The 13688-nt window shown below is 58.7% G+C and carries 16 protein-coding genes; 8 read left to right on the top strand and 8 right to left on the bottom strand.

Features of this window, described 5'->3' with window-relative positions; all coding sequences use genetic code 11:
- Position 1: 1 nt before the first annotated feature.
- Positions 2–316: an ElaB/YgaM/YqjD family protein gene (locus tag AC0Z4S_RS22880; RefSeq protein WP_016770842.1), complete on the bottom strand. Its 315-nt coding sequence runs from the start codon at positions 314–316 to the stop codon at positions 2–4.
- A 301-nt stretch (positions 317–617) separates the two neighbouring features.
- Here AC0Z4S_RS22880 and AC0Z4S_RS22875 point away from each other — a divergent pair, with 301 nt between their 5' ends.
- Complete coding sequence (locus AC0Z4S_RS22875; RefSeq protein ID WP_485624705.1) at positions 618–1826, top strand: ammonium transporter; 1209 nt, start codon at positions 618–620, stop codon at positions 1824–1826.
- Here the strand turns inward: AC0Z4S_RS22875 and AC0Z4S_RS22870 are convergent.
- Complete coding sequence (locus tag AC0Z4S_RS22870; protein WP_485624704.1) at positions 1823–3535, bottom strand: cation:proton antiporter; 1713 nt, start codon at positions 3533–3535, stop codon at positions 1823–1825. The two genes, AC0Z4S_RS22875 and AC0Z4S_RS22870, sit on opposite strands and share 4 nt — an antisense overlap.
- A gap of 198 nt (positions 3536–3733) precedes the next feature.
- Here AC0Z4S_RS22870 and AC0Z4S_RS22865 point away from each other — a divergent pair, with 198 nt between their 5' ends.
- The 3 genes from AC0Z4S_RS22865 to AC0Z4S_RS22855 all read left to right on the top strand — a co-directional run bounded on the left by AC0Z4S_RS22865 (position 3734) and on the right by AC0Z4S_RS22855 (position 5362).
- A complete protein-coding gene (locus AC0Z4S_RS22865) occupies positions 3734–3970 on the top strand; it encodes a glutaredoxin family protein (protein ID WP_485624703.1) in 237 nt (78 codons plus the stop codon).
- Between the two features lie 114 nt (positions 3971–4084).
- Positions 4085–4456: a transcriptional regulator gene (locus tag AC0Z4S_RS22860; protein WP_485624702.1), complete on the top strand. Its 372-nt coding sequence runs from the start codon at positions 4085–4087 to the stop codon at positions 4454–4456.
- Positions 4457–4471: 15 nt separating this feature from the next.
- The gene (locus AC0Z4S_RS22855; RefSeq protein ID WP_485624701.1) at positions 4472–5362 is read left to right on the top strand and encodes a pseudouridine synthase; all 891 of its coding nucleotides are present in this window, start codon (positions 4472–4474) and stop codon (positions 5360–5362) included.
- Positions 5363–5443: 81 nt separating this feature from the next.
- On the opposite strand, the gene AC0Z4S_RS22850 is transcribed toward AC0Z4S_RS22855, so the two are convergent.
- Entirely contained in the window at positions 5444–5665 is a 222-nt protein-coding gene (locus tag AC0Z4S_RS22850) for a YgdI/YgdR family lipoprotein (RefSeq protein WP_016770600.1), read from the bottom strand.
- Positions 5666–5743: 78 nt separating this feature from the next.
- Positions 5744–6346 carry a molybdenum cofactor guanylyltransferase MobA gene (gene mobA / locus AC0Z4S_RS22845; RefSeq protein ID WP_485624700.1) on the bottom strand — a complete coding sequence of 201 codons (603 nt, stop codon included), beginning with the start codon at positions 6344–6346 and terminating at the stop codon, positions 5744–5746.
- A gap of 81 nt (positions 6347–6427) precedes the next feature.
- On the opposite strand from mobA, the gene moaB reads away from it, so the two are divergent.
- Both moaB and AC0Z4S_RS22835 read left to right on the top strand, forming a co-directional pair.
- Positions 6428–6967, top strand: coding sequence for a molybdenum cofactor biosynthesis protein B (gene moaB / locus AC0Z4S_RS22840; RefSeq protein ID WP_485624699.1), 540 nt, complete (start codon positions 6428–6430; stop codon positions 6965–6967).
- Entirely contained in the window at positions 6951–8177 is a 1227-nt protein-coding gene (locus tag AC0Z4S_RS22835; RefSeq protein WP_485624698.1) for a molybdopterin molybdotransferase MoeA, read from the top strand. The genes moaB and AC0Z4S_RS22835 overlap by 17 nt, the downstream gene beginning before the upstream one ends.
- Positions 8178–8235: 58 nt before the next feature.
- Here AC0Z4S_RS22835 and AC0Z4S_RS22830 read toward each other — a convergent pair whose 3' ends face one another.
- On the bottom strand, positions 8236–8544 hold the full coding sequence (locus AC0Z4S_RS22830) for a hypothetical protein (protein ID WP_471878121.1): 309 nt from the start codon (positions 8542–8544) through the stop codon (positions 8236–8238).
- 317 nt (positions 8545–8861) lie between these two features.
- On the opposite strand from AC0Z4S_RS22830, the gene yegS reads away from it, so the two are divergent.
- Positions 8862–9779, top strand: coding sequence for a lipid kinase YegS (gene yegS / locus AC0Z4S_RS22825; RefSeq protein ID WP_485624697.1), 918 nt, complete (start codon positions 8862–8864; stop codon positions 9777–9779).
- Here the strand turns inward: yegS and AC0Z4S_RS22820 are convergent.
- The 3 genes from AC0Z4S_RS22820 to AC0Z4S_RS22810 all read right to left on the bottom strand — a co-directional run bounded on the left by AC0Z4S_RS22820 (position 9763) and on the right by AC0Z4S_RS22810 (position 12246).
- Positions 9763–10422 (bottom strand): response regulator, encoded by a 660-nt coding sequence (locus tag AC0Z4S_RS22820; RefSeq protein WP_485624696.1) that lies wholly within the window; start codon positions 10420–10422, stop codon positions 9763–9765. The two genes, yegS and AC0Z4S_RS22820, sit on opposite strands and share 17 nt — an antisense overlap.
- On the bottom strand, positions 10419–11312 hold the full coding sequence (locus AC0Z4S_RS22815) for a sensor histidine kinase (RefSeq protein WP_485624771.1): 894 nt from the start codon (positions 11310–11312) through the stop codon (positions 10419–10421). Before AC0Z4S_RS22815 ends, AC0Z4S_RS22820 begins: the two co-directional genes overlap by 4 nt.
- A gap of 463 nt (positions 11313–11775) precedes the next feature.
- Positions 11776–12246, bottom strand: a complete 471-nt coding sequence (locus tag AC0Z4S_RS22810) for a hypothetical protein (RefSeq protein ID WP_485624695.1) — start codon at positions 12244–12246, stop codon at positions 11776–11778.
- Between the two features lie 453 nt (positions 12247–12699).
- Here AC0Z4S_RS22810 and AC0Z4S_RS22805 point away from each other — a divergent pair, with 453 nt between their 5' ends.
- Positions 12700–13635: a chemotaxis protein CheV gene (locus AC0Z4S_RS22805; RefSeq protein ID WP_016770829.1), complete on the top strand. Its 936-nt coding sequence runs from the start codon at positions 12700–12702 to the stop codon at positions 13633–13635.
- The last annotated feature ends 53 nt before the right edge of the window (positions 13636–13688 follow it).

The raw sequence follows: 13688 nt of genomic DNA, 5'->3' as shown, positions 1-13688 counted from the left end.
ATCAGCGCCGAGTGGCCAGCAGGCCGATCAGGAAACCGACACCGGCAGCGATGCCCACCGACTGCCATGGGTTGGCCGACACATAATCTTCAGTAGCGGTGACCGCCGCCTGGCCGCGTTCGCGCAGCGTGTCTTCAGTCACTTTCAGAGTTTCCCGGGCGCGCAACAGGCTGTCGTGGATCTGTGCGCGCAGCTCATCGGCCTGGTCTCCAGCGAGGGTCTTGGTGTGCTCGAGCAAGCGTTCGGTGTCGGCGACCAGGGTCTGGAAGTCGTTCATCAGGATTTCTTGAGCAGTCTTTGCCTTGATGCTGGCCATTGGTGGATCTCCGTAGGTGGCGTTGAAGCGTTCGAGTATGAGCCTTGCGTGAAGGTTCAGTGCAAATGCCTGGTACAACTTTTGCTGTGTCGTGGTGCGTCGCCAGGTGTGAGTGCGCTGTTGCCGGGCGTTCGAGCAGAAAAACTCTAATTCATTTGCCGGCGGTTCGTGTTCGGACATCGATTCATGCGCCAAATGAGTTCATCGACCCTGCCGTTGAATGACTGGTGAGTCGTAATTTGGTGCATGAAATGCCCGCACGAACCGCTTTGGTGCCTTTTAGCCTTGGGTCTGCCTCCTCATGGAAAATCTGCAAAGCGCTGTGGACACGCTGGTTCACAGCTCCAATACGTTGTTCATTCTGATCGGCGCGGTCATGGTACTGGCGATGCACGCCGGTTTCGCCTTTCTCGAAGTCGGCACGGTCCGGCAGAAGAATCAGGTCAACGCATTGTCGAAAATCCTCAGCGATTTCGCTGTTTCGACCCTGGCCTATTTCTTTATAGGCTATTGGATCTCCTATGGCGTCACCTTCATGCAACCGGCTGCAGTACTTACAGCCGACCATGGCTATGGACTGGTGAAGTTTTTCTTCCTGCTGACCTTCGCTGCCGCGATCCCGGCGATCATTTCCGGCGGCATTGCCGAGCGCGCGCGTTTCGTCCCGCAGTTGTGTGCGACGGCGCTGATCGTGGCGTTTATCTATCCGTTCTTCGAGGGCTTGATCTGGAACGGCAACTTCGGTTTGCAAGGCTGGCTGGCGGCGCAGTTTGGCGCGGCGTTCCACGACTTCGCCGGTTCGGTGGTGGTGCATGCCATGGGCGGTTGGCTGGCATTGGCCGCTGTGTTGCTGCTCGGGCCGCGTAATGGTCGTTATCGCGATGGGCGCCTGGTCGCGTTCGCGCCGTCGAGCATTCCATTTCTGGCATTGGGTTCGTGGATCCTGATTGTCGGCTGGTTCGGCTTCAACGTGATGAGCGCACAGACGCTGCAAGGTGTCAGTGGCCTGGTCGCGGTCAACTCGCTGATGGCCATGGTCGGCGGCACCGTCGCGGCGTTGATCGTCGGGCGCAATGACCCGGGCTTTCTGCACAACGGCCCGTTGGCCGGTCTGGTGGCGATTTGCGCCGGTTCCGACCTGATGCATCCGGTCGGTGCGCTGGTGACGGGGGCGATTGCCGGGGCCTTGTTTGTCTGGTGCTTTACCGCTGCGCAAGTCAAATGGCGTATCGATGATGTCTTGGGTGTATGGCCGTTGCACGGCCTGTGTGGCGCCTGGGGCGGGATTGCCTGCGGCATCTTTGGTCAGACCGCGCTGGGTGGCCTCGGCGGGGTCAGCCTGATCAGCCAGATGATCGGCACCGCGCTCGGCGTCGCGGTGGCGCTGGTTGGCGGCTTTGTCGTTTATGGCGCGATCAAGGCATTGCATGGGCTGCGCCTGAGTCAGGAACAAGAGTATTACGGCGCCGACCTGTCGCTGCACAAGATCGGCGCGGTGAGTCAGGACTAGATTTCCTCATCGTTGGCTCCGGGATAGAAACCATGGAGCAGGCGATAGCGATCGATGCGCACCTGATCGACTTTCTCCTGCACTTTATGCGCGGGCAGGCCAAGCATGATCAGCGCGTGTGAAGCGAGCATCAGGCTCGACTCCAGAAGCTCCGGCACCACCTCGGTGGCGCCGGCCGCTCTCAACTCGGCCGACTGGCTGTCGTCGCGGGTGCGCACCAGAATCGGCACCTGTTGGTTGAGTCGGCGGGCTTCGCGAAGTATGCGCAACGCCACATCACTTTGATCGACGGCAATCACCAGCAGCCTGGCGCGTAACAGGCCCACCGCAACAAGCAGGTCGCCACGCGCCGAGTCGCCGTAATGCACGTCGCTTTCTGCGGACGCGGCTTCCTGTACCCGCACCGGGTCGTTGTCCAGCGCGACATAGGATTGTCCCGCGTTGCCCATAAAGCGCCCGATGGACTGGCCAACCCGACCGTAGCCGCAGATCACCACATGCTGGTCGAGATCGGCGTTGAGCGCGCTGATCTGTTCGATCTGCGCTTCCTGATTGGGCTTGTGATGCAGCGCGGCGGCAATGCGCGGCGCCGCGCGCAGAAGCAGTGGCGTGAGCAGCATCGAGCAGAAGGTCGCCGCGAGCAGCAGGGCACCCGGTTCGGCCGGTAGCAGGCTGTTCTGCTGCATCTGCGCCATCAGCGCAAAACAGAACTCGCCGCCCTGGGCCAGCGCCAGGCCGCTGCGCCACGCGGTTTCGCTGTCACTGCCACGCCACTTCACCAGCAGCGCCACCACGATGCCCTTGATCAGCATCAGGCCAAGGGTCAGGGCGATGATCAACAGGCTGTGGCTGACGAACAGTTGCAGGTCGATCAGCATGCCGATGCTGACGAAAAACACCCCGAGCAGGATGTCGCGGAATGGCCGGATGTCAGCTTCGATCTGGTGCCTGTAGTGGCTTTCACCAAGCAGCATGCCCGCGAGAAACGCGCCGAGGGCGGGTGACAGACCCAACAGGTGCGTGAGCCAGGCGGTGAGCAGCACGATCACCAGTGCCAGTAGAACGAATAGCTCCGCCGAGCGGGACGCCGCCACTTCATGAAACAGCCGTGGCAGCAACCAGCGACTGGCGAGCAGCAGGCCGAAGAACAGCACCATGGTTTTGCCCAGTGTCAACGGCAAGGCCCAGTACCAGGGCTGGGCGCTGGTGCCGGCGAATACGGGCACCAGCGTCAGCAGCAACACCGCGACGACGTCCTGAAACAGCAATACACCGACGGCGTTCTGACCGTGGCTGCTGAACACTTCACCGAGACTGCCCAGCTCCTTGGTCACAATGGCCGTGGATGAAAGTGATAAACCGGCACCGAGCAACAGCGCTGGCATCAGCGGCATGCCCAGCCCCATCAAAAGTGTGCCGAGCAGCGCTGTACTGATCAGCACTTGCTGACTGCCCAGGCGGAACACCACTTGGCGCAGCGCAATCATCTTCGACAGGGAAAACTCCAGGCCCAGCGAGAACAGCAGAAACACCACGCCCAGCTCAGCGACATCCGGCAGATGTTCGCTCTCGTTGACCCAGTCGAACGCGTTCGGTCCGACCAGTAATCCCACGCACAGGTAACCCAGCACCGGCGGCAGTCGCAGGCGGCGGAACAGGGCGATCACCACCAGCGACGAGGCGAGAATGATCAACAGATTTGCAAACACGGGACACTCCGCTATCAGGGCGTTGGCCTCTGAAGCGTAGAGGCAAAAAGTCCGCGAGGATGACGCAATTGCAAATTGCGCCGAATGATTTGCGTCAGGATTTTGCGCCAGCAGCGTTGCCTCCTTTGGGCGGCGGTGGGTCGACGAGGATTCGGGGCCGTCCTAGAATGGGCTCACCTGTTTTCCGGTAACGCCGTCATGCCTCCTGAATGTCAGCTGTTCGGCACCCTCGGGTGTCATCTGTGTGAAGTCGCCGAAGCCGAGCTGATGCCCTTCGTCGAGCATGGTCTGCTGGTTGAACTGGTGGACATCGCCGAAGATCAATTGTGGTTCGAAAAGTACAGCTTGCGCATTCCGGTACTGCGGCGGGTCGACACTGGCGCGGAGCTGGATTGGCCGTTCAGTGGCGATGAAATCGTAGCGTTTTTACGCTGACGCAGATTTAGTTGGTCTATTCCGCTGGTCGCAGCAACCCATCCTTGCGTTGGCACTCCCTGGCATCTTCGGTTACTGTATGTCCATACAGCAATCGAGTCAGAGGGATGAACCGTGGTCAATGTCGAACAGTTGAAGAGCAGCGTTAACCGGATGTCGGTCGACGTGGTGCGCGAGGCCGTCCTCGAATTGCGCCTGGACGGGCTGGTCACGGAAGGCAAGACGCCGTTCAACAAGCTGCATTTCAATACCTGCTTTGCCGAAATCGAAGCCCTGTTTCAGCGGGCCGGTTATCACAAGCAACTGGATGTGGTCGGTTATCAGGGCCTGCTGTACGCCTTGTACGATCCGGGTCGCTGGGAAGCGGTCGACGTGTTGCGCTGGCTGAAGGAGTTCACCGAAGCGGCGGCCCTAAATCGATTCCGGCTTGAAGAAACTGCGCTAGGTGGCCGTGCCTCGATGTTGGATAATGCCGGCCTGCATTGAGGATTCCTGTTTCGTATGTCCAGTCCCGTTTTTTCCGCTGCGCACAATCAGGCCAGCACGTTGTACTTGCCGCCCGGTCCCTGGCTGACGGTACTCGATTGCCTGTGCGAGCACTTCAGCGCCATCGGGCGCGAGCAGTGGCTCGACCGGATTGTTCGGGGGCGGGTGCTGGATGCGCAGGGCCAGCCGATTGCGCTGGACCTGCCTTACAAGGAAGGTCTGCGCATCCATTATTTTCGCGAAGTGCCGGACGAAAAACCGATCCCGGTGGTCGAGTCTATTCTCTACGCCGATGAACATCTGGTGGTGGCGGACAAACCTCATTTCCTGCCGGTGACGCCGGCCGGGGAATATGTCGAACAGACCCTGCTGCGGCGGCTGATCCGTCGCCTTGACAATCCGCATCTGGTGCCACTGCACAGAATTGATCGGCACACCGCAGGGCTGGTGATTTTCTCGGCCAATCCGCAAACCCGCTCGGCCTATCAGTCACTGTTTCCGACACGGCAGATCGACAAGCGCTACGAAGCGATTGCCCCGGCGCTGCCCGGGCTGAATTTCCCGCTGGTGCACAAGAGCCGCTTGGTCGATGGCGAGCCTTTCTTCCGTATGCAGGAAGGACCGGGTGCCAGCAATACCGAAACGGCAGTCGAGGTGCGCGAGAAAAACGGCGATCTGTGGCGCTATGGTCTGTTTCCAGTGACGGGCAAAAAGCATCAACTGCGTGTGCACATGACCGCGCTGGGCGCGAGTATCTGCAACGATCCTTTTTATCCGACTGTGCTGAAAGATGTCGAGGACGACTACGCCAATCCGTTGAAGCTGCTCGCGCAAGGCTTGCGCTTCATTGACCCGGTGACGGGTGAGGTACGGGAGTTCGAAAGCCGGATCACCTTGCAGTGGTGAAAACTGATGCACTTTTGCTGCGCCCATGAAAAAGCCCGCATCGCAATGCGGGCTTTCTGTATCCGGTATCGACCCGGAGCCTTACAGCTCTTTGACGGTACGAACCTGATCCTTGTTGATGCGGGTCTCTTTGCCGTCCAGTTGCTGGAACTCGTAGAAGCCCGAATCATCATCGTATTTCGGGGTGTCGACGGCCTGGATTTCGCGACCGTCATTCAAGGTGATCACTGTCGGCGAGGAGCAACCGGCGAGGGTTGCCAAGCCCAGTGCGAGCATGAAAGTGGCGAGGGTCCGTTGAGTCATGAGTGTGTCTCCGAATGGGAAATCTTCTGGTTACTGAGCTTGAGACGTAAACAAGGCGTGAGAGTTCCTTGGATAATGTCAGTCTGACACAGTGTTATGCAGATGTAACAATTCGGGGGTGTTGAGGTTGGCCAGTCGCGGATCATTGTCGGGGCATTGCAATGCGACCGCGTCGAGACTGCGCATCACCCGTCCGGGACTGCGTTCACCAGCGTACCAGGCCGTTTCGAAGGCCGGTGACAAAGCTACCGGAATCACACACAGTAGCGGTTCCCAGTGCTCGCCGTGGCGCAGCATTAAAGGTTTTTCACGTTGCTGATCGGCAGTGAAGAGCATGTCTTGCAGCAAGGCCTTGTCGATTCGCGGCACATCACACGGCAACACCAGCAGATGCGCATGGCGCGCCGCTTTCAGCCCTGCACGAATACCGGCCAGGGGACCCGGAAAATCGCCTTCGTCATCCATGACCAACTGATCGGCAAACGTGGCATAACGCTCGCGGTTACGGTTGCACGAAATGATGAGATCGTCGGTCAACGGCCGCACCTTGCGCTGCAAATGCGCGATCAGCGGCTCGCCCAGCCATTCGATAAGTCCCTTGTCCTGACCGCCCATGCGTTGACCGCGTCCACCGGCCAGAAGCAGGACGGAGCAGGGCGGCAATAGGCTGTTCGGGGGCATGACGACTCTCCAGAGGGGCGGCGGAAAAATGGGCCGCTGTGATATAACACCGGGCTGTTTCCCCTACAACTGGAAGAGCCTATGAAAGCCAAGGCTGATGTACCTTTCGTGCCGCTCAATATTGCGGTGCTGACTGTCAGCGACACCCGAACCCTGGAAACCGATACCTCCGGCCAGGTCTTCGTCGATCGCTTGATCGCGGCCGGTCACGCGCTGGCGGAGCGCGTTCTGCTTAAAGATGATCTGTATAAAATTCGCGCGCAAGTCGCCAACTGGATTGCCGACGATGTGGTTCAGGTTGTGCTGATCACTGGCGGCACCGGCTTCACCGGGCGTGACAGTACACCCGAGGCGGTAGCATGCCTGCTGGACAAGCAGGTCGACGGATTCGGCGAACTGTTCCGCCAGATCTCCGTGGCCGATATCGGCACTTCGACCGTGCAGTCCCGTGCCCTGGCAGGTCTGGCCAACGGTACGCTGGTCTGCTGCCTGCCTGGTTCGACCAATGCGGTGCGCACCGGATGGGATGGCATCCTCGCAGAGCAACTGGACGCCCGTCACCGCCCGTGCAACTTCGTCGCGCATCTGAAGCAGGCGGCGCCTTGTGAATCCCGTGGGTAAGCCAGGCAAGACCGGCAGTTTGCTGCCCGTCGAAACGGCGCTTGAGCGTTTGCTGGACATGGCCGATGCGTCGCGCATTGTCGAGTGCGAGCACTTGCCGCTGGCTCAAGTCGAAGGACGGGTACTGGCTGAAGATCTGATCTCGACACTGGATCTGCCGCCGTGGCCGAACAGCGCGATGGACGGCTACGCCTTGAACCTGGCCGACTGGCAAGGCGAGCCTCTGCCGGTCAGTCAGAAAGTATTCGCCGGACAGTCTCCGGAACCGCTCGAGCCTGGTACTTGCGCGCGGATCTTCACCGGGGCACCGCTGCCATCGGGTGCCGACTGCGTCGAGATGCAGGAAAACGCCGATGTTCAGGCCGATGGCCGGGTGCGTTTCCTCGAGCCTTTGAAAGCCGGGCAGAACATTCGTCCGCAAGGCCAGGAAACCACAGTCGGTGAAAGGGTTCTGCAGGCAGGCACCCGATTGGGACCGATTGAACAGGGCTTGGCGGCTTCGCTTGGCTGTGCTGGTCTCAACGTCGTGCGCAAGCCGCGTGTAGCAGTATTGTCCACCGGTGATGAACTGGTTGAACCAGGGAAGCCGTTGGGGCCGGGCCAGATCTACAACAGCAATCGCGTGCTTCTGTGCAGTTGGCTACAGCGTCTTGGATGTGAAGTCATCGATGGCGGAATCCTCCCGGACGATCTGGCTGCCACTCGGGCCCGGCTCGGTGAGTTGCAAAATGTCGATCTGATTCTTTCTACCGGCGGTGTTTCGGTCGGTGAGGCTGATTTTCTCGGTATCGCATTACGCGAAAAAGGCGAGCTGGCCCTGTGGAAACTGGCCATCAAGCCGGGAAAACCACTAACGGTCGGGTATTTCCGCAATGTGCCGGTCATCGGTCTGCCTGGCAATCCTGCTTCCACACTGGTGACGTTCGCATTGCTGACGCAGCCTTATCTTTTGCGACGCATGGGTGTGCAGGACGTCGAACCTCTCAGGTTTGCCGTGCCTGCGGGCTTTGTCTGGCCAGTGGCCGGAAACCGCCGCGAATATCTGCGCGGGCGTCTGGAAAAAGGACGGGCCACCATTTATCGCAACCAGAGCTCTGGCGTGCTGCGTAGCGCGGCGTGGGCAGACGGATTGGTGGAAGTTCGAGAGGGCCGTACGCTGAGCGAGGGTGAAGAAGTGAGCTTCATTCCGCTGAGTGATCTGCTGGGATAGCCGGCCTTGCCATGCACGCGTCGGCTGCAACAGGCGGCGCGTGCAACGATTCATTCGGTCAGTTGCTGATCAGCGTGACCAACTGGTCGAATCGGCTGTTGCCCACCCAGCCGAGCAGACCCAGCAGTACAGCCGTTGCACCCGCCGAATACGCCAGACGGTGTTTTATAGTTCGAACATCATTGAGCACTTCGTCCATGTCGCGGCGCATATATTTGAAGTGGGTTTCCAGCTCGCTGACACGGGGTTCCATATCAAACTCTCCAGTGGGCTTGGCGCTGTTACAGAAATCGGATTTTTTATTGGCACGACTTTCGGAGAGAGCGGCGACCGGGCTCACCGGTGCCTTGGTTTCATGGTTTTGCATGAAAGTACTCGCCGAACGCCTCAGTTGTCTGTTTGCTGCTGGCTGTTCCATCTTGTGATTCATGAAGAAGAATCGGGGGGTATCCGTTCATTTCCGGCACATCCTTGTGTTGTTGGGTTGAAGGTTGATGCTGCCAGCACACGGTGACCCAATGGTCAGGCGTGGTCAATTAAGCCGATTCCTCTTGTTTCGTAAGAAAAGATACCGCTCTGTAGGACGCCGGCTTTTATCAACGGAATTAATTAGCAATCGCGTGGCTTTTTTACGTCGCGCAGCGGTCAAGATGTTTCAACCGATTCAATTCTTGGAGTGACGTTATGAGTGAACGCCGGGCACTGTTGATTTTGCATGGCAAACAGGCACTCAACGAGGATGTCCGGGCTGCCGTCGAAGCCAGGCGTGAGCTGGGGTGGGAACTCGCCGTTCGACTGACCTGGGAAGCGGGGGACGCCCAGCGCTTGGTAGAGGAGGCGTTGGCCGCCGGCTACACGAAGATCATTGCCGGCGGCGGCGACGGCACCTTGCGCGATATTGCCGAAGCGCTGGCTCAACAACCGCATAAGGCCAGTCTGGCCCTGCTGCCGCTGGGGACAGCCAACGATTTCTCCCGCGCCGCTGGCATTTCGCTGGAACCTGCCGAAGCCCTTGAGCTGCTGGATGTTGAACCTTCAGAAATCGATCTTGGAGAGGTGGGCGGGCAGATTTTTCTGAATATGGCCACTGGAGGATTCGGCAGTCAGGTCACTGCCAATACGTCGGAAGACTTGAAAAAAGTCTTGGGTGGCGCCGCTTACCTGTTTACCGGCCTGACCCGTTTCAGCGAATTGCATGCGGCATATGGCGAGCTGCAGGGCCCCGATTTCCATTGGCAAGGCGACCTGCTGGCGCTGGGGATCGGTAATGGTCGGCAGGCCGGAGGTGGCCATGTGTTGTGCCCCGAGGCACGGGTCGACGACGGTTTGCTGGACATCAGCATCTTGCCGGCACCTCAGGAACTGGTCGGGACGCTGAAGAATCTGTTGAGCGAGGGATTTGGTCTCGACAACATGTTCGTGCGGGCGAGGTTGCCGTGGGTCGAGATCAAGGTTGCCGAAGGGCTGAGCATCAATCTCGACGGCGAGCCGCTGGAAGGCGACAGTCTGCGGTTTGTGGCCAAACCTGCCGCGTTGCAGGTGCACCTGCCGAAAGACTCGCCCTTATTGACGCAGCAAACGCCGATCAGTCATCAAGGCTGATGATCTGCTCACGAACGGCGAACAGCACCAGACCCGCGACGTCGTAGATTTGCAGGCGTTTCATGATCTGCGCGCGGTGGGTTTCAACGGTCTTGACGCTCAAGCCCAGGCCGTTGGCGATTTCCCGGGTGGATTTGCCTCGCACGATCAACCTGAGGATTTCCAGCTGGCGTGCGGTCAGATTGTGCGAGTCTGCGATGTCCGGCTGATGTTTCTGGTTGCGCGTCAACGCCTGGTTGATCACGGTGTGGGCGATGGCCGGGCTCAGGTAGCGTTCGTTGTGGCGCAGGGCATCCAGCGCGTGCTCAAGCTCAGTCGCCGTGGTGTCCTTCAGCAGGTAGCCATGGGCGCCGGACTCCAGCGCCTGCATGATCAGCGCGGGGTCGGTGTGCATCGACAGAATCAAGACCTTGCTCTGCGGACGCACGCGCTTGAGGCGCTGCAGAGCCTCCAGTCCACCGGTCTCTCTCATCGAGATATCCAGTAATACGATATCAGGACTGAGTTGCTCGACCATTTCGAGCAGCTGCGAACCATCGTTGGCTTCGCCGATTACCGCGTAACCGGGAATATCCAGTACCAGAGCGCGAACGCCGGCCCTGATCAGCGAGTGGTCATCCACCAGAAGTAAGTTACAAGTCAACGCATAACCTTATTCGTACTGGCCCGTTCGAGCGCTCGAGGCGCCCAAGGGAAAAGTGCTTCGATTCGAGTGCCTTTGCCCGGCTCGCTAGTGATACTCAATGTGCCACCCAGTTGTTCGATGCGCTCGGCCATTCCGGCCATGCCGCGTTGACCTTCTCTGGCCGGGTCGGCCGCCGGAGCGAAACCGAGGCCGTCATCGCTGATCAGCAGAGTCAGACCTTGCGGCAGACGCTGTACCCGAATCAACAGGTTTTTCGCCTCTGCATGCCGCAAGATGTTGGTCACGGCCTCCTGAGCGATGCGAAACGCCGCGACGGCCATTTCCTCGGGGATGCCGTTGAGCCGTTGCTGGCAATCGAGACTCCAGTTGACCGGCGTGTTGGCCAGTGTCTTGAGCAAGTGCGCACGCAGGCTCGCTTCGAGGCCCAGGCTGGTCAATTGACGTGGATTGAGAATCGCCGAGACGTCACGCACCTTGGTCAGGGTTTCATCCAGTGTGTCGCAAAGCACTGCGCATTGCTCCTGCAAATCTTCCGGCAGGCGACGCTTGAGCCAGTCGCTCTGCAGTTTGGCGGCGGTCAGCAATTGGCCGATATCATCATGCAATTCGCGGCTAAGCCGGTGACGTTCGTTTTCCTGGACTTGCAACAGTCGATCGGCCAGTTCTTGCGGCTGGAATTTGATCGATTTGCGCGACAACCTGTATTGCACCCAGACGCAAGCGGTGGCGGCGAAGTCGAGTACCAGCAAACCCAGCGGGATCCGGACCGACAAGACATAGGCCAGCAGACTGCCAAGGGTCGCCAGGACACACAGCACAAGTGTGAAGCGCCGAGCGTTTTCCCGCGAGGGTGGCCATGTAGTAAGTGACTTGAGACTGGCGTGCATAACGGATGGAGCCAATGGATGTTCGCTGCGGGCAGACCGGCCGATGACTGGCGGATCTCTGTGTGGAAATACTGTCAATTATGTTATTGATTCAAACCGCATTCGTTAAGCAATCATTGACTGGCAATAACATCGGTACTGAAGCATTGCAGTCACTTTGCCATTAACTGGCGGGCAACTAACCGGCGGCATAATACCACTTAACATACCGTTGGTCGCGGTTGCTATATGTGTCTGTACGATCAGGAAATAGCGGATCGTGGACGCAAGTTCCATATTGGAAAAGGTTGGGGTTGTTGTATTTTGGACGACGTCGATGTGCCTGGAAGTGTCGCTGGGGGCAAACAGGGAAACCCTGAGGTTGGCACATGGAATTTAACCGTTGGTCGCGCTGATTATTTCACCCGGATTGTCGCTGGCAGGTATGAACTATTCAATTACGACAATATCGCGACCCATTTCCTCAAGCCTGGCGCGCCGTAAGAGACGATGAGAGCAAACGTTTGCTGATCATCTTTGGCTCAAACGTGTCTTGACCCATTTGTGCCGCGAAGGCTTCGAGCAAGGCTGCCTGCTCGCTTTCGTCCAGGCTCAGTTGCCCGGTTTTATGATCGACCAGCTCAAGCTGCCATGCCATCAGGGTGAAACAGTCGCGCAAGGCATCGAGGGCCTGTTCGTGCAGATCGACGCAATGCTGCGGCAAGTTCAGCAGGCTGTAGATATGCAGGGAAAACTCGGAAATCGCTTCCAGTGCCAGCGCGTCGGCTCTGCCTGCCAGCTTGAGCAGGGTGCCAAGCATGCAGTCGATGGCATCCTTGTCATTGCTGATCAGTTGCAGATGGTTCAGGCACTCTTCGGACTTGGCGAGCAGCGTTTCAGCCTCGACCAGAAATTCGGGGAAGCGTTGCGCCCAGTCTTTACGGTCGATTGGCATGTTTATCTCCACCACGTCGTGTTGGTTGACGGATGGCCGTGTGTGGCGCCGATCGTGAATCGTCGGCAGATCGCGCCCGGTCGTGCAGGTGCACAGACTGAGGGGTTCCAAGGGGTGGGTTGCCACCGGGTTGCGATCGCACACAATAGCCTGACTCCGTTCATGCAATGAGAATGGCGTCACAGTAATGGCTATTGGAAATGGCGAATATCAGGTTGGGCCTGATTGATCCTAGGGGAATCCCTTAGGCGCGGGAACCTAACGTGCAAACCGAGGTCGCGCCGCAATGAATCTAGCAGATGAAATCACGAATGCCAGTAAACCATGATGTCAGTGTGACATCAATGACCATTTATGGCATTTTTACTGGGTGGTTTACAGCAATCAAGATTAGCTGAATGCAGCCGATAAACCTTAATAGTGAATTCATCAGAACAAGCCCAGGAGTCATTGATGGCCGGCATTCTCGACACGGTAGACCAACGCACGCAACTGGTGGGTGAGAATCGCCTGGAAATCCTCATGTTTCGCCTGGCTGGACGCCAGCTGTTCGCGATCAACGTGTTCAAGGTTCAGGAAGTGCTGCAGCTGCCGAAGCTGACCCTCATGCCGCAGCGCCACCCCTTTGTTTGCGGCGTGGTCAATCTGCGCGGGCAGACATTGCCGGTGATCGACCTGTCCCAGGCAATCGGGATGCGCCCACTGGTGCCGGGCCCGAACAGCACCATCATCGTCACCGAATACAACCGTTCGGTGCAGGCTTTCCTCGTCGGCGGTGTCGACCGCATCGTCAACATGAACTGGGAAGCCATTCTGCCGCCGCCGACCAGTGCTGGCCGTCAGCATTATCTGACCGCGATCAGCAAGGTCGACGATCAACTGGTAGAGATCATCGACGTTGAGAAAGTTCTCGCCGAAATCGTCCCGTACAACGCCAAGGTCTCGCGCGAGAAGCTCGACGATCCGGTACTGGAGCGCGCCCGTGGCCGCGAAGTGTTGCTGGTGGACGATTCCAACGTGGCGCTTTCGCAATTGCGCGACACCCTCGGCCAGCTCGGGGTGAAAATGCACATCGCCAGCGATGGCTTGAAAGCCTTGAACATGCTCAAGGCCTGGGCCGATACCGGCGTGCACATGACTGACAAACTGCTGATGATCTTCACCGATGCGGAAATGCCGGAAATGGACGGCTATCGTCTGACCACGGAAATCCGTAATGACCCGCGTTTGCGTGGGTTGTACGTCGTGCTGCACACCTCGCTGTCCGGCAGTTTCAACGACTCGATGGTGAAGAAGGTCGGCTGCGACAACTTCCTGTCCAAGTTCCAGCCGGACAAACTGGTCGACGTGGTGCGCCAGCGTCTGATGCTCGACGCCGTGCCGGCCTGAAATACGCAAATTTTGCTTCCTGTGGGAGCGAGCCTGCTCGCGAAGACGCCGGC

This window comes from Pseudomonas sp. 1L-B-1-E-C1, assembly GCF_057291835.1.
Note: the sequence above shows the minus strand (reverse complement) of the source record. Positions and strands in the feature narration are given on the sequence as shown.

Excerpts from the sequence above, each read along its gene's own strand:
- AC0Z4S_RS22880 (WP_016770842.1), bottom strand. The coding sequence starts at position 316 with ATGGCCAGCATCAAGGCAAAGACTGCTCAAGAAATCCTGATGAACGAC.
- AC0Z4S_RS22875 (WP_485624705.1), top strand. The coding sequence starts at position 618 with ATGGAAAATCTGCAAAGCGCTGTGGACACGCTGGTTCACAGCTCCAAT.
- AC0Z4S_RS22865 (WP_485624703.1), top strand. The coding sequence starts at position 3,734 with ATGCCTCCTGAATGTCAGCTGTTCGGCACCCTCGGGTGTCATCTGTGT.
- AC0Z4S_RS22855 (WP_485624701.1), top strand. The coding sequence starts at position 4,472 with ATGTCCAGTCCCGTTTTTTCCGCTGCGCACAATCAGGCCAGCACGTTG.
- AC0Z4S_RS22850 (WP_016770600.1), bottom strand. The coding sequence starts at position 5,665 with ATGACTCAACGGACCCTCGCCACTTTCATGCTCGCACTGGGCTTGGCA.
- mobA (WP_485624700.1), bottom strand. The coding sequence starts at position 6,346 with ATGCCCCCGAACAGCCTATTGCCGCCCTGCTCCGTCCTGCTTCTGGCC.
- moaB (WP_485624699.1), top strand. The coding sequence starts at position 6,428 with ATGAAAGCCAAGGCTGATGTACCTTTCGTGCCGCTCAATATTGCGGTG.
- AC0Z4S_RS22830 (WP_471878121.1), bottom strand. The coding sequence starts at position 8,544 with ATGCAAAACCATGAAACCAAGGCACCGGTGAGCCCGGTCGCCGCTCTC.
- yegS (WP_485624697.1), top strand. The coding sequence starts at position 8,862 with ATGAGTGAACGCCGGGCACTGTTGATTTTGCATGGCAAACAGGCACTC.
- AC0Z4S_RS22815 (WP_485624771.1), bottom strand. The coding sequence starts at position 11,312 with ATGCACGCCAGTCTCAAGTCACTTACTACATGGCCACCCTCGCGGGAA.
- AC0Z4S_RS22810 (WP_485624695.1), bottom strand. The coding sequence starts at position 12,246 with ATGCCAATCGACCGTAAAGACTGGGCGCAACGCTTCCCCGAATTTCTG.
- AC0Z4S_RS22805 (WP_016770829.1), top strand. The coding sequence starts at position 12,700 with ATGGCCGGCATTCTCGACACGGTAGACCAACGCACGCAACTGGTGGGT.